This window comes from Echinicola sediminis, from assembly GCF_054777495.1.
This window is the reverse complement of the sequence record NZ_BAAHAP010000043.1, coordinates 1-23661: the sequence shown is the minus strand read 5'-3', so window position 1 is coordinate 23661 and position 23661 is coordinate 1. Positions and strand designations below refer to the sequence as shown.

The 23661-nt window shown below is 42.5% G+C and carries 21 protein-coding genes; 15 read left to right on the top strand and 6 right to left on the bottom strand.

The genetic code is table 11. The features are described from left to right. The first annotated feature begins 93 nt into the window (after positions 1 to 93). The 4 genes from ACYVAA_RS12565 to ACYVAA_RS12550 all read left to right on the top strand — a co-directional run bounded on the left by ACYVAA_RS12565 (position 94) and on the right by ACYVAA_RS12550 (position 4401). Positions 94 to 657, top strand: coding sequence for an RNA polymerase sigma-70 factor (locus ACYVAA_RS12565; protein ID WP_460542166.1), 564 nt, complete (start codon positions 94 to 96; stop codon positions 655 to 657). A 3-nt stretch (positions 658 to 660) separates the two neighbouring features. Further along, a complete protein-coding gene (locus tag ACYVAA_RS12560) occupies positions 661 to 1626 on the top strand; it encodes a FecR family protein (protein ID WP_460542164.1) in 966 nt (321 codons plus the stop codon). Between the two features lie 14 nt (positions 1627 to 1640). Next, positions 1641 to 3323 (top strand): peptidase associated/transthyretin-like domain-containing protein, encoded by a 1683-nt coding sequence (locus ACYVAA_RS12555; protein WP_460542162.1) that lies wholly within the window; start codon positions 1641 to 1643, stop codon positions 3321 to 3323. Between the two features lie 82 nt (positions 3324 to 3405). Beyond that, entirely contained in the window at positions 3406 to 4401 is a 996-nt protein-coding gene (locus ACYVAA_RS12550; RefSeq protein WP_460542160.1) for an LA_2272 family surface repeat-containing protein, read from the top strand. 390 nt (positions 4402 to 4791) lie between these two features. On the opposite strand, the gene ACYVAA_RS12545 is transcribed toward ACYVAA_RS12550, so the two are convergent. Beyond that, positions 4792 to 5205 carry an NUDIX hydrolase gene (locus ACYVAA_RS12545; RefSeq protein WP_460542158.1) on the bottom strand — a complete coding sequence of 138 codons (414 nt, stop codon included), beginning with the start codon at positions 5203 to 5205 and terminating at the stop codon, positions 4792 to 4794. A 10-nt stretch (positions 5206 to 5215) separates the two neighbouring features. Then, positions 5216 to 6151, bottom strand: a complete 936-nt coding sequence (locus ACYVAA_RS12540) for an alkaline phosphatase family protein (RefSeq protein WP_460542155.1) — start codon at positions 6149 to 6151, stop codon at positions 5216 to 5218. A 338-nt stretch (positions 6152 to 6489) separates the two neighbouring features. Here ACYVAA_RS12540 and ACYVAA_RS12535 point away from each other — a divergent pair, with 338 nt between their 5' ends. Genes ACYVAA_RS12535 through ACYVAA_RS12500 form a run of 8 tightly spaced genes read left to right on the top strand, consistent with a single transcriptional unit; the run spans position 6490 to position 15146 of the window. Then, positions 6490 to 7506 carry a lipase family protein gene (locus ACYVAA_RS12535; protein WP_460542153.1) on the top strand — a complete coding sequence of 339 codons (1017 nt, stop codon included), beginning with the start codon at positions 6490 to 6492 and terminating at the stop codon, positions 7504 to 7506. Between the two features lie 11 nt (positions 7507 to 7517). Further along, positions 7518 to 8402, top strand: a complete 885-nt coding sequence (locus ACYVAA_RS12530; protein WP_460542151.1) for an acetoacetate decarboxylase family protein — start codon at positions 7518 to 7520, stop codon at positions 8400 to 8402. A gap of 22 nt (positions 8403 to 8424) precedes the next feature. After that, on the top strand, positions 8425 to 8934 hold the full coding sequence (locus tag ACYVAA_RS12525; RefSeq protein WP_460542149.1) for a hypothetical protein: 510 nt from the start codon (positions 8425 to 8427) through the stop codon (positions 8932 to 8934). A 12-nt stretch (positions 8935 to 8946) separates the two neighbouring features. Continuing rightward, positions 8947 to 9324 carry a patatin gene (locus tag ACYVAA_RS12520; protein ID WP_460542147.1) on the top strand — a complete coding sequence of 126 codons (378 nt, stop codon included), beginning with the start codon at positions 8947 to 8949 and terminating at the stop codon, positions 9322 to 9324. Further along, positions 9321 to 9749, top strand: coding sequence for a DUF4345 family protein (locus ACYVAA_RS12515; protein WP_460542145.1), 429 nt, complete (start codon positions 9321 to 9323; stop codon positions 9747 to 9749). Before ACYVAA_RS12520 ends, ACYVAA_RS12515 begins: the two co-directional genes overlap by 4 nt. Then, positions 9730 to 11142, top strand: a complete 1413-nt coding sequence (locus tag ACYVAA_RS12510; RefSeq protein WP_460542143.1) for a patatin-like phospholipase family protein — start codon at positions 9730 to 9732, stop codon at positions 11140 to 11142. Before ACYVAA_RS12515 ends, ACYVAA_RS12510 begins: the two co-directional genes overlap by 20 nt. Next, positions 11132 to 12820, top strand: a complete 1689-nt coding sequence (locus ACYVAA_RS12505; RefSeq protein ID WP_460542141.1) for a metallophosphoesterase — start codon at positions 11132 to 11134, stop codon at positions 12818 to 12820. The genes ACYVAA_RS12510 and ACYVAA_RS12505 overlap by 11 nt, the downstream gene beginning before the upstream one ends. Next, positions 12804 to 15146 (top strand): GMC family oxidoreductase, encoded by a 2343-nt coding sequence (locus ACYVAA_RS12500; protein ID WP_460542139.1) that lies wholly within the window; start codon positions 12804 to 12806, stop codon positions 15144 to 15146. Before ACYVAA_RS12505 ends, ACYVAA_RS12500 begins: the two co-directional genes overlap by 17 nt. A 161-nt stretch (positions 15147 to 15307) precedes the next feature. Here ACYVAA_RS12500 and ACYVAA_RS12495 read toward each other — a convergent pair whose 3' ends face one another. The 4 genes from ACYVAA_RS12495 to ACYVAA_RS12480 form a co-directional block, all read right to left on the bottom strand. Further along, a complete protein-coding gene (locus tag ACYVAA_RS12495) occupies positions 15308 to 17473 on the bottom strand; it encodes a hypothetical protein (protein WP_460542137.1) in 2166 nt (721 codons plus the stop codon). Then, entirely contained in the window at positions 17470 to 18006 is a 537-nt protein-coding gene (locus tag ACYVAA_RS12490; protein ID WP_460542135.1) for a DUF4230 domain-containing protein, read from the bottom strand. Before ACYVAA_RS12490 ends, ACYVAA_RS12495 begins: the two co-directional genes overlap by 4 nt. 98 nt (positions 18007 to 18104) lie before the next feature. Beyond that, a complete protein-coding gene (locus ACYVAA_RS12485) occupies positions 18105 to 19781 on the bottom strand; it encodes an N-acetylmuramidase family protein (RefSeq protein WP_460542133.1) in 1677 nt (558 codons plus the stop codon). Beyond that, the gene (locus tag ACYVAA_RS12480; RefSeq protein ID WP_460542131.1) at positions 19778 to 20575 is read right to left on the bottom strand and encodes a DUF5675 family protein; all 798 of its coding nucleotides are present in this window, start codon (positions 20573 to 20575) and stop codon (positions 19778 to 19780) included. The genes ACYVAA_RS12485 and ACYVAA_RS12480 overlap by 4 nt, the downstream gene beginning before the upstream one ends. Before the next feature lie 355 nt (positions 20576 to 20930). On the opposite strand from ACYVAA_RS12480, the gene modA reads away from it, so the two are divergent. The 3 genes from modA (at position 20931) to ACYVAA_RS12465 (ending at position 23480) form a co-directional block, all read left to right on the top strand. Next, on the top strand, positions 20931 to 21713 hold the full coding sequence (modA, locus tag ACYVAA_RS12475) for a molybdate ABC transporter substrate-binding protein (protein ID WP_460542129.1): 783 nt from the start codon (positions 20931 to 20933) through the stop codon (positions 21711 to 21713). 377 nt (positions 21714 to 22090) lie between these two features. Then, positions 22091 to 22921, top strand: a complete 831-nt coding sequence (locus ACYVAA_RS12470; RefSeq protein ID WP_460542127.1) for a tetratricopeptide repeat protein — start codon at positions 22091 to 22093, stop codon at positions 22919 to 22921. Positions 22922 to 23270: 349 nt separating this feature from the next. Next, positions 23271 to 23480: a hypothetical protein gene (locus ACYVAA_RS12465; RefSeq protein ID WP_460542125.1), complete on the top strand. Its 210-nt coding sequence runs from the start codon at positions 23271 to 23273 to the stop codon at positions 23478 to 23480. Positions 23481 to 23661 lie beyond the last annotated feature (181 nt).

Below are 23661 nucleotides of genomic sequence, written 5' to 3'. Positions count from 1 at the left end.
CAATTCCCGCTCAGGGTAAGGTTTTTTATAAGTGTCCTACTATTATAGAAGAACGGAAAACCATTAAATTTAAAGAACATTTACCAGAAACAGGTGGAATATTCTCCCAATAGCATCATATCTGAACGCATAGATGAAGGGAACTTTGAAGATACCTTTAAGACCTACTTCAAAGCCCTGCATGCTTATGCCTGCGTCCTACTGAAAGACGAGGACGAAGCAGAGGAAGTCGTACAAAATGTCTTTCTAAAACTATGGGAAAAGCGGGGAGACATACAAATCCAAACCTCCCTCAAGGCTTACCTCTATCAAATGGTGTATAGGGATAGTATGAACCAGATCAGGCATCAAAAAGTGAAACGGAAACATGAGCATATTACCTTGTATCAAGCGGCCGCTGATCCACTTCGGATGGATGAAGGAGGTGATGAGGAATTGATGTTCGAACTGAAAAAAGCCCTTCATACCTTGCCTGATAAATGTAGAAAGGTGTTTTTGCTCAGCAGGTACGAATCCCTGAAATACCAGGAAATAGCAGAGCGGCTGGATATTTCAATAAAAACGGTGGAAACCCATATGGGCAAAGCCCTTAAACACCTGAGGGCAGAGCTGGCCGACTTTCTCCCGATCATCCTGTTTCTGTTGACTAATATTTAAGCCATGGAAGAGAGCAAATTGATAAAATATATCCTGAAGGAAAGCAGCGAGAAAGAACGTTGGGAAGTGGAAAATTGGCTACAGGAGCATCCTGATCACCAAAGGAAATACAACCATTTACAGTTGATATGGGAAAAAAGCATCAGGATTTCCCCTTCCAAAACCATCGATGTAAACGATGCCTGGCAGACATTCCTTGAAAACAGGGAGGGATCTTCTACAATTCCTTTAAAAAATAAGTCCCTGAGCAGTGCTTTTAAAATTGCGGCAGCCATCAGTGTTTTCTTCGTAGCCACGGTTTTGCTGTATTCCAATTATATGCAGCCCGATAATTTCTTCCTCTCCAATCTGCAACTGGAATCAGAGGGATCAAGCACTGCAGATACCTTATTTGACGGGTCTATTATTACATTAAACAAGAAGAGTCAATTATCTTTTAATCAGTCGATTATATCAAGTAAAAGAAAAGCAAGTTTAACCCAGGGGGAAGCCTTCTTTCAAATTGCCAAAAACGAAAATCAGCCCTTTCTGCTAGAAGCAGGGCCGGTGTCCTTAAGGGTTTTAGGCACTTCTTTTAATGTGAAAAGAAAAGCATCTTTGGTAGAAATCGTGCTTAAAACAGGGTCGGTACAAGTTGATTTTAAAGAGGAAACAAGAATAATTAGCCCCGGTCAAATGCTGTCCATCAATACACAGACCGATTCAATTGCGTTAACATTGGCCAAGGATAACCTTTATGACTACTATGTAGGAGAATTCTTTAAAGCAGAACAGACGCCTCTTTGGCGCATCGTAGAAATCCTCAATGAAGCCTATGGGGCCAATATCACCATTCTGAACAATAGCTTGCGAAATTTACCTTTAACCACTACCTTCAGAAACGATTCTCTCGAAAACAATCTGGAGGTGCTCAAAGCAACCTTCGGACTCAATATCATAAGAGAGCCCGACCGGATACTGATAAAATAATTTGAATAACCTGTATGGCTTCTAACGGACTGGCAAAAGGGTGCTTTGCCTTTATCCTACTTTTTCTGTGGTTTGGAAAGCCGCTTTATGCCCAGGGGAATCTGGATAAAAAAGTTTCCCTTCAATCCTTGGAACAAAAGACCGTTGGTGAAATACTGGAAAATGCGGCCAAAGAGCAGGATTTTTTCTTTTCGTACAACAGCAATATCATTCCCGAAGATAGTTTAGTGCATATTCCCCACTATGAAGGAAGTATTCGTGGACTACTGTCCAAGGCGCTTGGTGGTAAGTATGAATTTATAGAGACCTCTGGCTATATCGTGATACGGTATGCGCCCAATAAGCTTTACCTGGATGACAGCAATGAACTTGCTAGCGGTAAAAGCTGGGTAGTTTCTGGTCGGGTAAAAGACCTCCAAAGTGGAGAATTGATTGCCTACGCCAGCGTCTATGACCGCAGCATGCTGGTTTCCTCCATGACAGACCAGCAAGGTTATTTTGAGCTTAAGGTGAAGAATCCGAATCAGTCGGTTATGCTTACCATCAGCAAGGAAAATTACCGGGACACCACTTTTATGCTCCTTCCCTCATATGACCTTACTGCCAAAAGGAAAAAGGGCAATGTACAGTACTACCCCAATGGAGAGGAAGAGACCATACAGGAGACTTTTTTTGGAAGGATGCTGATCGGTTTCAGGCAACAAATGCAAGGCCTGAATATTGGGAATTTCTTTGCTGAAATGCCCGTCCAAGTTTCACTTGTCCCCCGTTTGAGTACCCATGGAATGATGAACAGCCAAATCATCAACCATGCTTCCTTTAATATCCTGGGGGGATACACTGCCGGAGTGAATGGCGTGGAATTGGGCGGGGTATTTAATATCAACCGAAAAAACGCCGATTGCCTACAAGCTGCCGGCGTATTTAATTTAGTAGGAGGCAATTCCAAAGGTGTCCAACTGGCAGGTGTTTCCAATAGGGTTTTGGGAGATACCGACGGGCTGCAAGCTGCGGGAATATTTAACGTGAGCCATCAGTTCCAAGGCCTGCAACTGGCAGGACTTTATAATAAAGCCTACAGAACAAAAGGCCTTCAATTGGCCGGTTTGTTTAACAATAGCAGGAAGGGTACGGACAACCAAGTGTCAGGCTTATTCAATATAGGTGGAAAGGTGAGCGGTCTGCAGCTGACTTCTTTGGTCAATATTGCCGACAGCAGTGCCTACCCTATTGCGCTGCTTAATATCATCAATAGTGGGGAAAAGAGTTTTTCTATAGGCTATGATGAGCTGCAAATGGGTACTTTTACCGTCCGGACCGGGGGGACTTATACCTATGGGCTGCTGGGCTTGGCCTATGCCACAGAGGATAGGCAATACAATTGGGCCATAGATGCCGGACTCGGGCTTCATATGGTCAAGACCCCTTATTTTGCCCTGGATACAGAATTGTTTAGCCGGACTTCATTGGGCCCTCCCAAAACCACGGTCAACCTGGCTGCCCTGAAGTTATTGCCCGCTATCAAAATCAACCGCCATTTTAGACTTTTCTGTGGTCCATCCCTCAATTACCTTTACCGGCACAATCCAGAAGAAAACACTATACCCGGTTGGATCATCGAGGATAATTCCAACTCACAAGCTGTACAGGGCTGGTATATCGGTTTGAGCGGAGGACTTCAATTCGTATTTATCTGATTTTTCCGTTTTCTGTCAGGGTATCATCTAAGAAAGGTGTCCTTATATCAAGAAGGAACACAAACTATCTACAGATATTACCATGAAAAGAATCAATTTAATTTTATTGGGCGCGCTATTGTTCATTGGCCAATCAGTCTTCGGGCAGGAAAGCTTTCCGCCCCTCTACACAGTCGTTTACAACCATGCTCCCGAACATTTCCAATACCCCTTGATCGGCTTTGTCAATCATGGCACAGGAAGCCACAAAGGTGCCCAAATAGGCTTTGTCAATATCAATACCAAGAACTTTAGCGGGGTCCAGGTGGGCTTTGTCAATACCGTGGGCAAGACCATGACCGGATTACAAACCGGCTTTATCAATATTGTGGCCGATTCCATCCATGGTAGCCAGATCGGTTTTATCAATACCTTTGTCAAAAAATCATCTGGAGTGCAGATCGGTTTTGTCAATACTGCAGCCCATTCTTTGGACGGAAGCCAGGTAGGTTTTGTCAACCTAAGCCCTAAAGAGGTCAAAGGGGCACAGATCGGCTTTGTAAACACCGTAAAGAAACTAAGCACTTTCCAACTGGGTTTTGTTAATTATGCGGACACACTGGATAAGGGAGGCGTTCCCATTGGTTTTTTATCCATCATCAGACAAGGAGGATATAAAGCGCTGGAAGTCAGTTACAATGAGCTTTTTCCTTATAGCCTGGCTTTAAAGATCGGTGTGCCAGCTTTCTACACAAGTTTCATTGGCTCTTATAATCCCGATTACGAGGATGAATATGCCTTGGGGGCTGGTTTTGGAAGTATTCTTACGTTGGGAAATATTTTCTTTGTGAACCCTGAGGCAAGCTATCAGCATCAGCTCCACGGTAATAATGACCTTACCCGGCTCAATTTAAATTTTGGACTTAACATAGGTGAAAATATCCAATTGCTTGCCGGTCCAAGTGCTACCTGGTCACGGTTGGAAAAGGACGGGGAATTTCTGGAGTCCACATTCTACATCCACCGGGAAAGATTTGATGATGACAATGAACTCTTGGTGGGATTCAATGCCGCGCTAAGGATTAATTTTTCGAACTGATAAAATAGAAATTGTCCAAAGAAAAACAGGAGAACTGACTGTAACTTATTCTTCTAACCAATAAAAGCCTGTTTCATAAGTAGATTTCTCTGAGTACTAAACAAATAATACTTCGTTGAAGTGTGTAAGTCAGTGGAGAAAGGGACCGCCCCAAAGGGGCGAACTCATATTAGCCTGGGGTGACAGCCCCAGGCTAATATGTATCAGTATGGTCATGTTTTGGCCGGATTAATACCAATAGAGCATACCACTTGCCGCCAAAACCCGTAAATTTCAATTGAGAAATCTAACCAAGATAATGTCTATGATTACGAAATTGCAAGAGATCAGAAATCCTTACCCATATAATATTTCGTATACAGATGTTAATCTTGGCCTAAGAGACAGCCCCTATTTTTTATGCATTCTAAACTTTTTAAGAACCTGGGCAAAGAGGGGAACATTTGGATAAGTGAATTGCTCCAAATCCTCATCCGGGCTGAAAAACTTGATCTCCATGCATTCCGGTGAAGGCTTGAACGCAAGATGAGGCAGCTCAACCCTATAAACAATATTGGCAATCTGTTCACCTTTAGGATTGATGCAGGTAAAGAACAGTAATGGCTGCTCAGCAACAAAACTGGGGATGATGCCCATTTCTTCCATCAGCTCCCTTATGATTCCCTCCTGAGCCGATTCCCCATGATCCAATCCACCACCGGGCAAATCCCAAAGGCCATTATCTTCTTTGATCAGCAGAAAATCCCCCTTGGAATCTTCTATCAACGCTTTTACACTGATCCGATAGCAACACTCCCCCATCATGCATATATTATTATTTCAGCAAAGAACTGCCGTCCAACTGATATTTATCGGTATTAATCTCCAGAAAGTCAAGGATGGTCGCAGCTACATCCAACTGGGTGGGAACTTTGTCATAACCGTATTTTTCCAGGTCCGACAACGGCAGTTGATCTTCTTGCTTCAGTACAGCCGGCTTTGTCGGTTTGATTTCCTTTGAGAAAATATTATCCCCCGCCGCCATGACGAAGATATTTCTTTCTTGAAGAGTGGTTCCACCATGTCCTGTCTTATATCCACCATGATCGGTGCTTAACACGATCAACCACTCCTCTTCCTCTCTCGATTTCCTACTGTTTATGGCATCCAAAAGATCACCTACATAACGGTCAAATTGGACGATTTCTTCATAGTATTGGGGCACCTCTTCATAAAAGCCATAGGTATGACCAGCAATGTCCACATCTCCATAGTAAACCACCGTGGCATCCGCTTTTTCATGGGAAAGATAGTCTATCGCCGCTTTATGAACGTATGCATCTCCGTTGTGCGCGTATTTTCTGGATACATTCAGATCGGTCTTGTCCAAAATTAACCCAACAGGCAACCAGGTATAAAAGGCCGCGGTATGGTATTCCGGTAGGTTTTCTTTGATGACTGTGAGAAAGTCCGGATGAGAACCGAGGTTATGGTCTTTAAAGGAATTATCAATCACCTTATGCTTGCCTTCTCCTACCCCAGTGAACAAATTGCTCCAACCTGGCCCACTGATGGTGATACCATTATTGATGGCATCGTAACTGTAAATGGCTTTTTGGGACAGTAGATCCAAATTTGGCGTTGGGATACTTCGTAGAACTTCTCCCCTTGTTCCGTCAGTACCGATAAATAACACTTTCTTTTGTTTTTGGGCAGAAGCTTCGAAACAAGTCAAAGATAAAAGAGTGAGTAATGTTAATAAGGATTTCATTTTTGTTTAAAGGTTTCAGTTAATCAAGTGCCTAATTTACCAGTTTGCAGATTAATTATGGTACAATCGCTCATTAAATTTTATTAATATTCAATTAATTTTAACTATAAGTAAAAAAAAGAAGTATTAAAGTGAATACCTCAAGAGCTTTGAATAATAAAGCCTAATCTGCATACCTATATGAAAAAAATACATTAAGGAACTTCTATTACTATTTGGTGAATACATTTACAGAAAAATCATCGTGTAAACACCAGGGAGATTTAACACTGATATTTTTGGTAATTTTATAAATTATCCATTTTTTATATTAAATTATATGTGAAAACAAGCATATAATGCAGTCAAAATTTGAAACAATTGATTTTTTAGCATTGGATGGTTTCAAATGCAACCTTAAACACTACCTGTCCAATATCCCTACAAAAGGCCCAGTGCTTTTGGTACACGGTGCAGGTGTGCGAGCGGATATTTTTTGTGCGCCTACTGAAAAAAACATCGTGGAAATGCTGGCTGAGGAAGGTTATGATGTCTGGCTGGAAAATTGGCGCGGCAGCATAGATTTGGAACCAAATAAGTGGGACTTGGACCAAGTTGCCAAATATGACCATCCTGCAGCAGTGAAAAAAATAGTTGAACTCACTCGGGCCAGCGAGATCAAAGCCATTATCCACTGCCAGGGAAGCACCAGCTTTATGATGTCTGTTGTCTTGGGGCTTGTACCTGAAGTCAAGACGATTATCAGCAATGCCGTTTCCCTACATCCAATTGTACCGAAGTTTTCCGTTTTCAAATCACGTTTTCTGGTTCCAATAGTGAGGCAGTTCTTTGAATACATCAATCCCCAATGGGGCATTCATGCCCCTGATTTCAAGACCAAACTGATGAAGGCCTTGGTGATGGTTACCCATCCTGAAAAAGACACCAAGGTGGGGAAATTTGTCAGCTTCACCTATGGATCCGGCTTCCCTGCTCTTTGGCTATTGGAAAACCTGGATGAGCGTACCATGGAATGGATAAAGACAGAATTTGCCAATGTGCCCATATCCTTTTTTGACCACATAGGAAAAGGAATCGAAAAAGGAGTCCTGGTTCCCAATATTAATACTCCCGGCCAAACCTATGCTCCGGAAAAACACCAGTTTATGCCAAGAATAATTTTGTTTGCAGGCATCCGTAACTTGTGTTTCCTTCCGCAGAGTCAACAAGCGACCTATGATTACCTTGAACAGTGCCAACCTGGAAAACACAGGTTGCACCTGCTCGATGAATATAGCCATCTGGATGTTTTTCTTGGTAAAGAAGCTCATAAAGAGGTATTTCCCCTTATGATTGACGAACTGAATAAAAACTAAATTTTTATGCCATGCCACCTAAAAGAATCAAACGCTACGCTGGAAGATACGCCCTTGTAGACGGCATCCCCTATCAGATGCCCGTCAATGCCAAAAAATCTCCTGCCTTTATGGTAGGCTTCAGCTGCGATTGGGAAAAGGCCAATGCCCTATTGCCTGGAGATGAAATCCATGCCCTAAAACTGCCCAACGGCCGGGCCGCACTGTTGATCACTGTAATCAATTATTTGGACACCAGTATCGGCAAATACATAGAATACAGCATTGCCATTGGATGTACCCACGGAAATAAGCCTGCCCCAAAAGTCCTCAATGCATTGCTGATGAAAAGTTACGGCACAGGCCAGTACATCCTGGACCTTCCGGTCAGTTCAGAAATATCCGTCAAAGGAGGCAAAGGCATCTGGGGTATGCCCAAGCATAAAGCCAACCTGGATTTTAAGGTGAACGAGGAACAAATCAGCGCCCAATATGAAAAGAATGGGGATTTTGTCTTTCGGGTTGAAATGGATCGCCCCAAGTCCCCTTCCCTTCGGGTAAAAGTTGGCACCACGAATTATTGCCGGTTCAGAAACATGCTGATGGCTTCTTATATTTATTTTAATACCAAAGCCGATGTCAATCTGTTCGGTAAAGCCAAGGCCAATTTATACATCGGTGACCATCCCAATGTGGCTTTTCTCAGGGACATAGACATCAATCCCGATCCTTTCTTTACCATGTATATGCCGGAAGCCAACGGAGTTCTTGATGACCACTTTGAATGCTGGTTTATGACTTATGATACTCCACCGGAAATGATGCCAGAGGGGCTGGAAACGGTGGTTGACCTGGGTCTTTCAGAAGATTGGCTGCCAGATCCCTCCATTACGGATTATGAAAAATATAAAATCTGAAACTTTTAAAACACTCCAAACCATGAGCCCTCTTAAACAAACATTGATAGACATCAATAATGCCTATATTTTCTTTTGTGCCTCCATCTATTTGGGCCTTTTTTGGTCTTTGCACCTTTTTTGGTTCCCTAATTATCCCTCGACCATCACTTTGGACAATTATTACGATTCCATTATCCCTCAGACCACCTTGGCTACCAAGTTTTTCTTTATCACCATTCCGATCATGGCAATAGCCATTGTGGTCATGTTGATCACAGAATGGAAGGGGCCACTGCGGTGGGTGCCCATTCTTTGGGCTCCCGGCTTACTGGCTCCTGTGCTCATACAGCAGGCATATATTGAAAAGATCAACAACCAGTTTATCGAGGGAGTATCTGACGAAGCCACGCTTCAGGACCTGCTCAATCGCTGGATGTACCTTAATGACTTGAGATGGATTATTCTATCAGTTATGTGGGCTATTACCATGTATTTCTTTATCGCAAAATCCAAGAAATGGTACCGGGACAAAATGGGCTATGCCTCTTAAATACAAAGAAAAATGAGAAAGAACCTGACTTTTATCGTACTGGGCATTTCCGTGATCACCATCATTTCCGGACTTTCACAGGTCATCATGCCGGATGTTGTCTTAAAAATCATAGGCGCCGAAATAAGCCCCATTTCCCAGCACCTGTTTGCCATAGTGGGGATGTTTATGGCGCTTTTCGGTTCTTTGATGGTTCACACGGTATACCAGACCCATACTTCCCCAACCGCAGTCTTGTGGTGTGGCATGCAAAAACTGGGGGCTTGTATCGCGGTATCCATTGGAGTATTTAATGGCTTGTTTTCCTGGATGGCCATGGGCGTGGCGCTATTTGACCTCTTTTCCGCCGGAATCTTTTTCTACTATATGAAAACACTCAAAGCAATATGAAATTCCTCAGCTATTTTTTCTTTTATACTTATGTTGGCTTAGTGACCTTTGCCGGATTTTGGGGTGCCTTTGTTTATCCCGCGCTGGATTTCAAGCTACTTTTTTCGCTCGATGTGTACCAACAATTGGATGGTTTTGCCAAAACCAACCTTTTAAGCCAATACCGCTTTCTTAGAGCCCTTGAACTTGGCTTTGGAATTTTCAGCCTTTATTTTGTCCATTCTATTTTTACACTGAAACCCTTCAACTACCTCTTTCTATTGATCATGGGATTGGGTATTTTGGCCAGGATCTTTTCTTGGATTTTTGATGGTAACCCTAGTCTACTGACCAAATTTTTTATGTTTTACGAAGCAGCTGGCTGGATATGTATTGCGATCTACTCCACTCCTAAACTGAAAGCCTATGTTCACCAGACCAGCTGAAAATAGCAGTCCAAAACGATCCCTGATCCTGGCAGGAGGTGGTATGCGTGTCGCCTATCAGGCAGGAGTTTTGTTGGCATTGGAAGAAGCCGGATTGGAATTTTTTCACGTGGACGGCACTTCAGGAGGCATATTCAATACGGCCATGCTGGCCAGTGGTCTAAAGCCCAAGGAAATGGCCCGGCGATGGAGAAAGCTCAAGTTGAAAAGCTTTGTGTCCGGAAGGAAAGCCCAAAACTATCTCAAGCCTTTTAAGATGCAGGGATATGCAGATGCGGACAATATAAGAAACAAGGTTTTTCCTTCTTTGGGCATATCATTGAATCAAATTCAATCGGAACAGCATGCCCATGTGACCTTCAATGTCTGTAATTTTTCAGAAAAGAAAGTCGAAGCCCTACCAGGAAATCAAAGCACGGAAGACCACCTGATTGCGGGTGTTTCCTTGCCCATATTTATGCCGGCCCTTAAAATAGGTGAAGATTGGTATTCCGATGCTGTATGGATAAAGGACGCCAATCTTGTGGAAGCGGTTCATCAAGGAGCCGATGAAATTTGGTTGGTTTGGGCCATAGGAAACAGTCCAAGCTATCTAAGAGGAGCCTTTTCCCAGTATGTCCATATGATAGAGATGAGTGCCAATGGAGGGCTGCTGGAGGACTATAAACAGATAAAGCTTATTGACCAACTGCACCAAAAGGAAATACCTACCAAACTGTTTGTCATCAAATCCAGTATTCCACTTCCATTGGATCCCGACTTTTTCTTCAATAAAATAAATGCACGTGAACTGATCAATATGGGCTATGCCCATGCAAAAGAGTACCTGTTGACCAGTAGTCAGCACGGTGAAAAACTGGATGAGTCCGCCACCCAGTGTAAAGAGCCAAGTCACACGCTATCTTTCAGGGGAACCTATGAGGGAACTTTGGTATCCGAAAATTCCAAAGTCCCTGTCACCTACTATGTATTCTATAGGTTCAGTAGCTTCTCGAATACCGAGAAAATATTGGAAAGCTATTCCAGCATTCAGATAGCCAATGAGGAAGAAATACCGCTATATGATCACCGTTTTGAAGCGAGCAATGCGAATTCCCATAATACCCACACCATTAAAGCAAGGTTCCATCGAAACGGAGAGCTATTATCATTGACCTCTGTTCAACAAGTAGATGGCCCTTGGGATATCTTCACAGGATTAGGTTTCAAAAAGATCACGCTGTCCCTACGGGACAATATGGGAAAAGAGTTGTACACCGGCACACTCTATCAAAGCCTTGCAAATAGACTTAAATCAAGGTATTTCACCAAACTTACCAGCTGGTTGCCTGACAAAACAGGAATTAAAACCAAGTTTAACCTGATAAAAGACTTTACGGAATATGGACTTTAGCCCCAAGAAAATGGTCAATTGGTATGACCCTAAGCAGCTGGCCTTCACCGGTATGAAAACCGTAGTGTCCGGCATATTTGGGAATTTTGCAGATAAACGTGAAATACAGGCTGCTTTGGATAAAAACACGTCTGGAGAGTATGATTATAGCCTAAAAGAAGAAATCTGGATAGATTATATATCGGATCTTGGCGATGGCTTCAATGCCACTTATACCATGGCACATCTGCTGGCCCAAAATGAATTGGAAGTTCCTAACAAACGTATTCCGCGAGGGGATATTTTGATTATGGGAGGGGATCAGGTTTATCCCACTCCTGAACTTGACGAATACCGTAACCGGCTGCAGGGCCCCTACCATGCCGCTTTTCCCAAAGTAAAGGAGGATGCCAATCCACCGGACCTTTTTGCTATTCCGGGAAATCACGATTGGTACGATGGACTTACCAATTTTCTGAGGATTTTTTGCCAAAAGCGTTCCATGGGCAACTGGAGGACAAAACAAAGCAGAAGTTATTTTGCCCTCAAACTCCCCCACCATCATTGGCTGATAGCCTTGGATATACAGCTCAATTCCGATATCGACTACCCTCAGCTGCAATATTTTAAGGAAATTGCCCAAAATCAAATCAAGGCAGGAGATAAGATCATCATTGCCACAGCTGAACCGAACTGGGTCTATCGGTCCTTTGATAAGAAAAACTCCTCACATGACCGCTTTGAGTTTTTCATCAATAATATATTGTATGGGAAAAACGAAAACTGTTATGGAGGCAAGAACGAGAATATCCAGATCAGCGCGATTTTAACAGGAGATTTGCACCACTATGCCAGGTACGAAGAAAAGGACAAAAACGGTAGAATGAGGCAACTGTTTACCGCTGGTGGAGGCGGTGCATTTATGCACCTGACCCATAACCTAAAAGATACCATCGTCAACAGTGAAGGCAATGAAGGAACATTAAAATCCGTCTTCCCCTCCAAATCGGTTTCAAAAGTACTGTCCTTAAAAAATTTACTGTTTCCCTTTTTCAGCTATACCATGTTGTTTCTTTTTGGCCTGTATCACGTTATTACCGGCTGGGTCATGGACAACTACCCTAAGGATATCATTAACGGAACCATACAAAATGATGGTTTGATTTTCTTTGTGGGCGCTCTCCCAATTGACACAGGAGTCATTTTTCTCAATTTCCTTCTGCTAATTGGAATTACCCTATTTTCCGATACCTCCTCCGGGGCAGGCAAATGGAATTATATCGCCGGTTTTATACACGGCCTGCTTCAGGTAGCCAACTTTTATTGGATGAGCTATATGTTGTCGGCCATTGGATTTGAATCCATCGTGGCTTTCTATCTAAGCCTGTTTGTTTTTGGAGGAATTGTTAGCGGAATCATTTTTGGGATTTATCTGCTGATCAGTGTCACTTTTTTGGATAACCACATCACAGAGGGATCTTCCTCTTTCCGTCATGAAGGATATAAAAACTTTCTGAGGATACACATCAGCCAGAAAGGCTTGGCCATTTATCCCATTGGGGTAAAGTCCATTAATAAAGATTGGAAAATGAAAGCGAAGTCATCCGTCGAGGAGGACAATATTTCATTTAACGGAAGTCAAGTGCATTACGAACTAATAGAAAACCCAATCCATATTCACCATGAAAAAGCTCTCTAAACCCATCACTGCATTAAAAAGTCACTACGATGTCATTGTCATTGGATCAGGGTATGGCGGGAGTATCGCCGCCTCCAGAATGTCAAGGTGTGGCAAATCGGTTTGTTTGCTGGAAAAGGGTAAAGAGTTTCTTCCTGGCCAATTTCCGGACAGCCTTAAGGCTGCAGCAAAAGAAATGAACTTTAACCGTGGTAAAAAGTCGGCTGACAACAATGGGCTGTACGATTTTACTATAGGAAAAGACCTGAGCGTGTTCAAAGGATGTGGTTTGGGAGGCACCTCCTTGGTCAATGCCAATGTATCCATCAAGCCGGAGCCTAGGGTCATGGAGCAAAAAGAATGGCCAGAAGCCCTTAGAAATGATCTAGTGGCATTTCAGGAGGGGATGGACAGGGCCTGGGAAATGCTCAAGCCCACCCCCTATCCAGAAAACCAAGAAGGTTATCCTGTACTCAAAAAGACGCAGGCCATGAGAAAATCTGCTGCCTATATGTCAGAAGAGTTTCGCCTATTGGACATCAATGTCAACTTCAAAGATCAAGAAGCCAATCATGTGGGGATCAAACAACCAAAGTGCAATAACTGTGGAGACTGTGTGACCGGATGTAACGTAGGGGCCAAAAACACCACTGCCATGAATTACCTGCCCGATGCCTATAACCATGGAGCCGAAATTTTCACCAATATTGATGTAAGGAGTGTGGAGAAACGGGATGGAAAGTGGAAGGTGAATTTTTCCCTTTTAAATGTGGGCAGGGAGAAGTTTGATGCTCCGGAAATGTTTGTTTTTGCTGAAATGGTGGTCATTGGAGCGGGGGCATTGGGATCAACAGAGATTTTGTTAAGGTCTGCAAAAAGAGGACTTACCCTATCTCCTATGCTTGGCAAAAACATGACCGGGAACGGCGATGTACTGGCTTTCGGCTACAATAACGACCTACCTATAAATGGCATAGGCTTGGGAAATAAGGTCAAGGAAGGGATCAATGATGTGGGGCCGTGCATTACCAGTGTGATTGACATGCGAGAGCGGAAGGAGTTGGAAAGTGGTATGACGCTGGAAGAAGGAACGGTTCCCGGACCGATCAGAGGGATTATGGCTGGTGCTTTGGTGACCTTTTCGCGCTTTTTTGGGAACGATACGGACCGGGGTTTTAAGGATTTTTGGAAGGAAAAATGGCGTGAAATCGTAAGTATTTTCCGGGGGCCATTCCATGGCGCTGTCAACCACACGCAGATTTACCTGGTCATGACCCATGACGATGCCAGCGGTAAAATGGAGTTGGAGGACGACCAATTGGACATTCATTGGAAAGGTGTGGGCAAAGCTGAGATCTTCAAAAAAGTAAATGGGGAACTTTTGTCTGCCACCATGGCCTTGGGCGGGAATCGTGTGCCCAACCCCACTTGGAATAAATTGCTGGATTATGATCTGGTGACCGTACATCCTTTGGGGGGATGCGGAATGGCCGATGATGCTAGCAAAGGAGTGGTGGACCATAAGGGACAGGTTTTTGCAGCAGAAACCGGAACCTCATTGCATGAAGGCCTATATGTTATGGATGGAGGGGTCATCCCCAGGGCTGTAGGAACCAATCCGCTTTTGACCATCAGTGCCCTGGCAGAAAGAAGTTGTAAATTAATCGCAGAGCAACTGGGTTGTAGCCTGGAATATGGCTTGGATCAACGTCAAATAAAAGATGGTCAAAATATTGACACTAAGGGAATACAGTTCACCGAGACCATGAGGGGGTATTTCTCAATTGGAGAAACCGGAGATTACGAGAAGGCTTATGCCCATGGCGAGGCAAGTAATTCTCCCTTCGAATTTACCCTGACCATTGTTTCCATGGATGTGGACACTTTTGTCAAAGACAAAAACCACCTGGCCGGTCTGCTAGGTACCATGAAAGCGCCAGCTCTTTCTGAAAAACCCTTGATAGCTTTGAACGGATCATTTAATTTATTCATAAACGATCCCTCGGATAAGGAACGGAAAAAGATGCTGTACCAAGCAGTTTTGATGGACCAAGATGGTAAAGAATATTACTTTGAAGGATACAAGGATGTACATAATGACAAAGGACTGGATGTATGGCAAGATACCACCACCCTCTTTATCACCCTACGCAAAGGTGCTGATAAGAATGGGGAGATTCTAGGTAAGGGCAAGCTTAAAATTCTAACGGATGATTTTGTTAAGCAACTTACCACTATGAAGGCCCTCAACACCTCCGGTCCTGTCGAAGACTTCAAAGCTGTGGCGAGCTTTGGTAAATTCTTTTCAGGCAATGTCTTTGAAACCTACTTTAAGAAAATAAAATAATATGTATATCCGCAAAGACACCAGTAGCTCTAAATTAGCAAACCATCTCTCACAGAATACACAGAAACCCGCAGAAAAGATTTTTAATTCCGTGTAATTCTGTGGATTCCGTGAGAAATAAATTCAATGGTGTAATTACGGATAATCGTATAAAATAAACATTAATTCTCCTTTAGCTTAAGCCCATTGGAATTGAGGTAAATGGTGGCACCCTGCTTTTCTTTGGTTTTACTGTTTACCCAGTCCTTCGTTTTCTCTAAAAAGGATTTATGGCGTTCTTCTTGATGAGCATCCATTAGCGTCCTAAAAAACGCTTCTAGTTCCAAGGATTGACTTTGATTCAAGCTCGGTTCTTTGTCGGACAGAACATGCTTCAAGCTGTCTGTCTCTTTGATAAATACAAGGCCTTCGTTGATCTTGAGTAACTTATCCTCTTTGAATTTCTGGGCTATCAAGGGAGGTAACATCTCCTCCAGTTTCAACGCTAGTTGATATACTTGTAATTTGTCCGTATGGATGTCGAACAACCAAATATGCTCCAAACTGTCCTTTGACAAACTCGTGTTGGATTTTGGTGTTGCATCGGATAGAATTTCCTTATTTTTCAGGAATCGGCTTAACATCTCTTGATTGATCGTCACGGGATATAATTTGTCCCTCAGATACTTGTCTGTTACCGAATCTGTTAAAACAAACAAGCGTATACTGTCTCCCTCCGCGAATGACTTATAGTCAACAACCTTATGGTTGGAAAACAGCTCCCCTTCCCCAAATGTCTGTTGACTTACCATAATGCTATCAGGAACATTTCTCATCACTGAAGCCGATTGTAATGTGCCGATCAGCTGATTATAGGCTTGGATATAGGGATATGGCTCTTCCATCCAATAAGGTATGAATTCAAATGTTTCAGTTTTTAGACTGTCTTTTTTTAAGATATCCACAGGTTTAGTTACTTCCCGATAAACAGTTAACACGCTGTCTTCTTGGTCATCAATCAAGCTGTCCAATGCTATATCTGTGCTTAATTTGGAAAAATAGTTGAATTGACTTCCATCTACCTGATAAGGGAACATTTGAAATCTAGAGAGTACTTGCTTCAAGACTCTTTCCTTTTGTTCGGCAAAACCTAGATTGACGGAACGGTTACTGATAGATGTTTTGAGCGCTTTTATTTCATTGACTTCAAGTCGAACCAGTGAATCCAGCACATAGGCCTCAGCATAGCTTATCATTTCATCCTCCTCCGCCAGCTTTACAAACTCAAGAAAAGGGGTGTCATGAAAGATGACCTTTTTGATCTCATTACCTGTAAGTAAACTAAAAAGATTTTTTAAGGTTTCGGCACCTTGGCTTTTGGCATTATCCAATATTCTTGCCTGATGGGCATAAACCGTCAACTTGTCAATACAGTATTGTTTGACTTTTTTTGCATCATAGAAGTTTACTGGCCCTTTTTCATCCAATATCTGAAATCCTGGGATTCCCTTTTCCGGTATGAACCAAGGGTTGATGTCGGCATTCAAAATTTTAGGAGAAATTCCTATCAGGTGAATTTCGCCTAGGTCCTCATAATACAAAATGGATTCCTCTCCTAAGTCACTGAAATCAAAACCCGCTTTTACCCAACCTCTTCCGATCATCGTCAGCTTTTTTCTCAAAGCTTTTCTGCTCATCCCTTCTTGGACATTGGAATGATAGGTTTGTATAAACCGGTTCTTTTGCTCCTCGGTAAAGTCCGCATTTTCATCCAAACCCTTATACATTCTAAAGAGCAGTTCGCGGAGCTCTTTTTCTTTGGGAGCATCTTTTTGATCAGCTCCCACCTCTTCTCTCCATAAAAACTCCAACAGATCATCGAACAAAGGCTCTGCTTGCAGCTCGGTTAAGAAACCATGGTAGTCCATCTTATCCATGATATTTTTGCTGTCCACATCCTGCCGGATGATCTTTCTCCAGTTTCTTATTTTAGGACCTTGCCGATATTCTTCTGTGCGCTCATTAATATCCAAAGATTGATAGTCATGTAAATTTTGCAAACCGACCAACAAGTCTGCATACAGTACAGCGGCCCGTTCACTGATTTCCTCGTTTTGTAAAGGATTAAGCCTAGCCTCATCAATGGAGGTGATGACTTCCCCGTAATATTCGGCAGTTACCAGTTCCCCTATCTCATTGACCTCGGTCACCATATTGGCCGAATCCTCCAATTTTAATCCCCCACCAAACAGACCCATAGGATTCCACCAGAAAAGCAATAGAACGACTGCCAGTACCAAAAGTACATCCACAATAAAGCGCCAATTTTTAAACAATAATGTAATCACTGGCCTATTATTTCATCCTGCTCTACCAATAGATTGACCTGAGGAATGATCAATTGATCACTTTTAAAACTGATATAAATCTCCCTAAAACCTAGGGAACTTAACAGCACCTTAAACATTTTGCGGGTGTGCTCCTGGGAGGTCCTTACCAAACCCATGTATTGCAAGTTGGAGCGTATATCCAGCTCGGCCATCCTGAAAAATTCCTCCTGATCCCTGATGTTGATCTTATTCAACAGTGCACGGGTATCAGAGATCAAAGAATCCTCTACGAAGCTGGAAGGGGGATAAGAAAAATTGATCACCTCAATAGCAGGGAGATGGAGGCTGATGCGCTGTTGGTCGATCACGATGTCTTCAGCACTTATCTTGCTAAGGTCTATACCCGTTTTGACCGATGCTTTGGAGTAGGCGAGAAATTGCGCTTGGCTGATATTGATGAAGAGCAATTTTTTGGTTTTGGTACCGAAAACCACCTTATCAATCACAAACTCGGTAGTGGCCAGGTCACTCGCCTGTTGGATTTTTCCCACGACTAAGGCCCTTTGGTCCCGTTGACAAGACACCATGAATATTAAAAGGATTATACCGCCCAAAGCGCTTATCCATCGACCATATGTCCGAATTCGTCTCATGCCGAAGCCCCTTTGAATTTTTCATAGGCCTCCGCCATTCTCTTATCATATTGATTGACGGCGTAGCCGCGTCCGTTATAACCATAGGCAAAAGAAGCCCAGTCATATTTTCCTTTGTTATCTTCCGAGATATAGTAAATCAGGGGCTTGCCTTTTACTTTTTTGGCCTGAATAAAAGCAAGGAAATCTAAGAAGTGATAAAATTCAGCCTCATGTTGTTTCTCTTCAAATTCAGCATAGTCCCTGTATTTTCTGCTTTTAATATTATGCTCCAGATTTTCTCCAAGAATTTGAAAAAGGCCCCAAGAGGTACTGTATACCGCTGCTTTTTCATAAATTTCCTTGGCTTTTTTCAGGCGCTTGTATTCGCCAAGTCCTAACCGGTAATGTTCCTTTGTCCATTTTGGATAGAGAATATTCGGGAATTCCTTTTGCAGCTCCAGAAGCTCTTCCTCTGACTTTCCTGATTTTTTTAGCCAATACCAAAACTTATGTCCTTCGAATAAAATTTTCGCCCTACCGTCTGGCAAATGCCCTCTTCCGGAAGATTCCACGCTGATTACCGCTTTTACGACAGGCAAGGCCAATTTGATCCCCTTTTCATTTTGAAGCTCCGACAAAGCATCCTCTATTTCTTCATCTATTAGTATTTTTCTATTGGTATTGTCCATGATCTGCACGAAGGCGGTCCCTCCAAGCAGATCTTCCTCTTCTCCACCTGACAGGGCTTTTTTCAAATTGGTCAGCGGTTTGTCCTTTCCTTCTTGAGATAAAGCGAAACGTTGGTCCTCCAACATAAAACTACGGTCTTCTACTTCCACCTCGTCCAGCATGCTAACCGTTCCTTTACTTTGGTCAGACTTGCCTGCATGGCCTTTTCCTTCCTCATCTTGGAGGTCTGTATCCCCTCCTTTAGAAACATTCCAACGGTCCCGCAAATACTTTAGTGATCGGTCACCAAAATAAAAAGCGATCATCATTAAAAACGCGGTTTCAAAAAATTCAAACTGTTTTACTCTGAGTGCGGTTTCCGCATTGGAAACATAATCCAATCCATAACTACTGATCAATAGGGATATGCCCCCCAATAATAAGGTAAAAGCAATCATTCCCCTGACTGTCCCCGGGGGCAGGCCAAATGTCTGACTCCGGTAGGGATTGTAGAGCGGTTCCGATATTCCTGGATCATTTTGGGTGAGCCCAAACTCATTGAGCTCCTTGGCACGGAAAATCTTTTCCCATTCTTCATCGGTTATGCCATAGTTGATGTTATAAAAGTAAACAGACCAGACAAAGTAAATCATAAATACAGCGATCCAAATTACCATGACCAAAAGACCGATTATCCGAAAAGGATTTCCTCCCTGCAAATAGCTGATCAGCCCATAGAAATTGCCCAATATGGCCATTAAAATGGCAAAAACCACCGTACCCTTGAAAAACACATCGTGATAACTGTTTCGGTAAATGCCCATCTTTCTCTCTTCCCGCCGGAAATACTTGGCCACAACCCCATAGCTGAGGATCATCCCAGTAACCAATAGCACCCCTGAGCCTACAAGGATATAGCCCTCAAACAAGGGCAAGACAAAAATTCCCAGTAAGAGCAGTACCACCAGAATCGTGATTACCTGCAGTATGGGAAGGCGGTATAAAAGGATAAATTTTTTCATGCGGGGAAGAATTTGCTTTTCTCAAACCAGTCCTCATTGAGTATATTGATCTTGACGGGTTCATTTGCTTTCAATAATTCACTTACTTTTTTATAAAACCGTTCAAACGCCAACCTTGACTGGGTGATCGATTTACTAATTCCGGCGTTTACGCCGTCAGCAATCAACAAACAGCCCTCGGTGTCTTCATGGGTATTCCCCACGTGGATATAAACCCCTGAAAAGTTGGGGATATCCTTGATTTCCAAATGAAAATCAAACCATGGACGGCTCTTCCTGTAAGCCTTGGTCATTGGGGTCAGGTTCCGGTTGAAATCCAAGGGATAATATCCCGCTGGAATCCTGGTGCTTCCACGTACCTTCACCTCTCGAAAAGTATCTTCCAAGGTGTAAGCAAAAAACTTGTTTTTAAGAAACAGTAATCCCAAGGTGGTTTCCCCATCATCGGTATACCTGAGTACAGTGATGGTTCCCAATCCAAGTGGGCTTCCCTCCTTTTCTTCCTTTTCCAACTTACCTTCGAGTTCCCGGATCTTTTCTTCCAAGGAATCTACTTGGTCATTTTGATAGTTGACAGGAGCAGGAACTACATCAGTTGCCGGTTCAGGGGGTACTTTGTCTCTCTTAAATGCTTCTTTGACAGAAGTGAATCCTTTTTCCAGGAGAACAACGATATATCCGATAAAACCGACAATGTAAAGCCATACCTTATTCAATAAATCGGGATTTGTTACAAATAACAAAATGACAATGGCAACCAGGGCGATTACAAAAAGTCCAATAAATCTTTTCATGGCAGAAGGTGTTTGGGTAGGGACAAAATAATAAAGGCCAAAACATAATTTCCTACAAATAAAATTTAACCATTAATCATCTAATTATCAAGAATATAATACAATTAATGTGTATAGTACAAAAATGAATTTCATTGAATACGTGTTGGTCAAAGAGGGTGTTTGTGGGAATGGAAAAAATGTGCTTCCATTTCCATAACAAAAGGCATGAAACTGTAAATTTGTTACTGGTAATAAAATATGCCTGCTCTTTAAATGACGTATTTGTTCTCATAAATAATCAATGGAAATAGTGAAAACCAACCAGTCAAACTTCTAAAAACTCCCTAATTTTTAACAACCCTTCCTGAATCTGATGAAATTAACAAATGCATTAACGGCCTCTTTAAAGTGTATTCTGCTATCAGGTTTACTCATTTCTCTCCTAGGCTCTTGTCAATCGAGTGACAGTGGAAAACTGGTAATAGCCACTGCGGCCAATATGCAGTTTGCCATGAAGGCACTTACCCAAGAATTCACCAAGCAAACAGGTGTGGCCTGTGATCTGGCGGTCAGTTCTTCCGGAAAGTTGACAGCGCAAATAAAAGCAGGCGCGCCCTATGATGTATTTGTTGCCGCCAATATGAAGTACCCCCAAGCTGTGTATGATGCAGGAATGGCCTTAGAACACCCAAAGGTTTACGCCAAGGGAAGGTTGGTTTTGTGGACAATGATGGACGACTATACTCCTTCACTAGCACTTTTGACTAAGGACAGTGTAGAGTACATCGCTGTCGCAAATCCGAAAACTGCTCCCTACGGAGCAGCGGCCATGGAAATAATGGAAAAAACCGGGCGATTGGACAAGCTAAAGGAAAAGTTGGTGTACGGCGAGAGCATTGCCCAAACCAATCAATTTATCATTTCCAAAGCTACTGAAATTGGGTTTACAGCGATGTCCGTGGTCCTATCGCCAGAAATGAAGGGCAAAGGAAAATGGGTAGCACTTTCTCAGGCGCAGCACTTTCCCATAGAACAGGGAATTGTGCTAATAAACAGAAAAGACGGCCCCAGTGAGAAGGGAAAGAAATTTCTTGAATTTATCTTTTCTGAAAAGGCAAAAAGCATTTTACAGGAATATGGATATGTAACGGAATGAGGTAGAAGAGATAGGGGCTTCTTGTGACTTTTCAACTTACTTTTTTGTTATTATCCGTTGGACTGGGATAAATACTCCATTCACAGGATCGGCCTGAAATCACAAAACATCCCCCCTATTTGATTATAAAAGAAACATAAGAGGGATAAAAATCGTCCTAAACATTACAATCAGAAGGAATCTACTGCTATAAATTGAACAAAATTCAATAAATTATACTTCACAAACCTATTCCTTCTAATAGGACCCCTACTGCAGTACGCCGACCTTCATCCATGTTTTAGGTATTGCTGGTTTCACACCAAGCAGTAAGTGCTCAAAAAGCTATCTTTTTATAACCTTGACCTGATAATCACAAACCCTAAACTCAAAACCCTATGAAAAAACATGTACCCGGATACTTTCTTCTACTGCTATTCATATGGCCCATTTACACGGAAGCCCAAGCTTTTTCCATGGGAAAAAAATGTGAAATTATGCTGGAAGAAGCCAACAGCCTAATCAACTCGGAAGCTTATATAGAAGCTTTGGCAAAGTTAGATGAATTCTGCGGCAACTGTAAAAACAAAGAAGCCAAAGAGCTCGGTGCAGTCCATAAAGCAGAAGTCTATAACGCTTTGGGAGAACATCAAAGAGCAATCAAAGAGGCCAATATAGCCTTGGAGATTACCAAGGAAGAAAGCTTGTCTGCCCATTTTCAAAAAGGAATTGCCCTGGAAAAACTGGGGGACATGGGCGGTTCAAAACAGGCATTCAATACCGTTTCGCAGCTGATAGAGACCAGTGAAAATCCCAGAGAAAAGGCAAGCAAATACGCACTCATGGCGAACATTTATAACCGTCAGCTTAACCTTAGGGACAGCGCAATGATGTATCTTGACAAAGCCATGGCCCAAGATCCCGACAACACCTCTTTTGAAATCCTGAAAGGAGACATGTACCTGTACCACAAGGAATACAAGGAAGCCTATGCCGCTTACGACCAAGCATTAAAAAACGGTCATAATTCCTTGGAGGTGTTTAAATGCCGTAGTAACACCGGACTTAGGTGGTTAGAAAACAAATACGGTACCAGCACCGCAATGGAGCTACGCGATCTCATGACAGAAGACGATAAACGTCAAGTGTGTTCTGATATTAAAAAAGCACTCAACCTGGGGTATAAAAGCCTTAATATGGATATGTTTTCTACATTGATTTGCAATTGAGTAAACCCAAACATTAGACTGAAGAGTCCTGCTGGTGAATGCCCCGGCAGGACTCTTTTTGGTAATGTCTTACCCTCTGATTTCTTTGATAGGAAACTTGTCGGTAGGCGATCCTTGTATACATTAAATTGTACCCGAAATGTTTTTCCCTGTTTTATCAGCAAATATACTGTCCTAGGAGAGAAGTGGCGCATAGATAAATGGGCGGATAAAATCATAAGTACACCAAAAAATTACTGGGTGGATCAAATTAATTTTTGAATATTTTTTAGTAGATTCCACTATAAATGGTATGAGCTTTGCACTATAATTGACCAAAATAAAACGCTAACCACAAATCAACTGAATCATGAAAAAGACATTAGCCTTATTTGCAGTAGTTGGAATGCTTTCACTATATTCCTGCGGGAACGAAAAAAAGGACAAAGATGTGGAAGATCATATGGAAGAAGCTGGTGATGCAATAGAAGACACCATGGAAGATGCTGGTGATGCTATTGATGATGCATCTGAAGATGTAAAGGAAAAGGTGGATGAAACCACCGATAAAATTGATTAAAAAGTGAAACAAGGTAAAACCCTATGATATAAAGGTGCTGAGAACTTTCCTCAGGGGAGTGTTAGCTAAACTCTGTCCTTTCCCTTCCCTGGGGCTAGCCCCAGGGAAGGGAAATTTCCACTAAATAATTAGGTTTCCGTATTGATGTCCAAACTGATCCTCCCCTCAAATTTAATGGCCA

Excerpts from the sequence above, each read along its gene's own strand:
- ACYVAA_RS12510 (WP_460542143.1), top strand. The coding sequence starts at position 9,730 with ATGTTCACCAGACCAGCTGAAAATAGCAGTCCAAAACGATCCCTGATC.
- modA (WP_460542129.1), top strand. The coding sequence starts at position 20,931 with ATGAAATTAACAAATGCATTAACGGCCTCTTTAAAGTGTATTCTGCTA.
- ACYVAA_RS12515 (WP_460542145.1), top strand. The coding sequence starts at position 9,321 with ATGAAATTCCTCAGCTATTTTTTCTTTTATACTTATGTTGGCTTAGTG.
- ACYVAA_RS12535 (WP_460542153.1), top strand. The coding sequence starts at position 6,490 with ATGCAGTCAAAATTTGAAACAATTGATTTTTTAGCATTGGATGGTTTC.
- ACYVAA_RS12485 (WP_460542133.1), bottom strand. The coding sequence starts at position 19,781 with ATGAAAAAATTTATCCTTTTATACCGCCTTCCCATACTGCAGGTAATC.
- ACYVAA_RS12505 (WP_460542141.1), top strand. The coding sequence starts at position 11,132 with ATGGACTTTAGCCCCAAGAAAATGGTCAATTGGTATGACCCTAAGCAG.
- ACYVAA_RS12500 (WP_460542139.1), top strand. The coding sequence starts at position 12,804 with ATGAAAAAGCTCTCTAAACCCATCACTGCATTAAAAAGTCACTACGAT.
- ACYVAA_RS12545 (WP_460542158.1), bottom strand. The coding sequence starts at position 5,205 with ATGATGGGGGAGTGTTGCTATCGGATCAGTGTAAAAGCGTTGATAGAA.
- ACYVAA_RS12540 (WP_460542155.1), bottom strand. The coding sequence starts at position 6,151 with ATGAAATCCTTATTAACATTACTCACTCTTTTATCTTTGACTTGTTTC.
- ACYVAA_RS12525 (WP_460542149.1), top strand. The coding sequence starts at position 8,425 with ATGAGCCCTCTTAAACAAACATTGATAGACATCAATAATGCCTATATT.
- ACYVAA_RS12470 (WP_460542127.1), top strand. The coding sequence starts at position 22,091 with ATGAAAAAACATGTACCCGGATACTTTCTTCTACTGCTATTCATATGG.
- ACYVAA_RS12550 (WP_460542160.1), top strand. The coding sequence starts at position 3,406 with ATGAAAAGAATCAATTTAATTTTATTGGGCGCGCTATTGTTCATTGGC.
- ACYVAA_RS12555 (WP_460542162.1), top strand. The coding sequence starts at position 1,641 with ATGGCTTCTAACGGACTGGCAAAAGGGTGCTTTGCCTTTATCCTACTT.
- ACYVAA_RS12480 (WP_460542131.1), bottom strand. The coding sequence starts at position 20,575 with ATGAAAAGATTTATTGGACTTTTTGTAATCGCCCTGGTTGCCATTGTC.
- ACYVAA_RS12530 (WP_460542151.1), top strand. The coding sequence starts at position 7,518 with ATGCCACCTAAAAGAATCAAACGCTACGCTGGAAGATACGCCCTTGTA.
- ACYVAA_RS12560 (WP_460542164.1), top strand. The coding sequence starts at position 661 with ATGGAAGAGAGCAAATTGATAAAATATATCCTGAAGGAAAGCAGCGAG.
- ACYVAA_RS12465 (WP_460542125.1), top strand. The coding sequence starts at position 23,271 with ATGAAAAAGACATTAGCCTTATTTGCAGTAGTTGGAATGCTTTCACTA.
- ACYVAA_RS12520 (WP_460542147.1), top strand. The coding sequence starts at position 8,947 with ATGAGAAAGAACCTGACTTTTATCGTACTGGGCATTTCCGTGATCACC.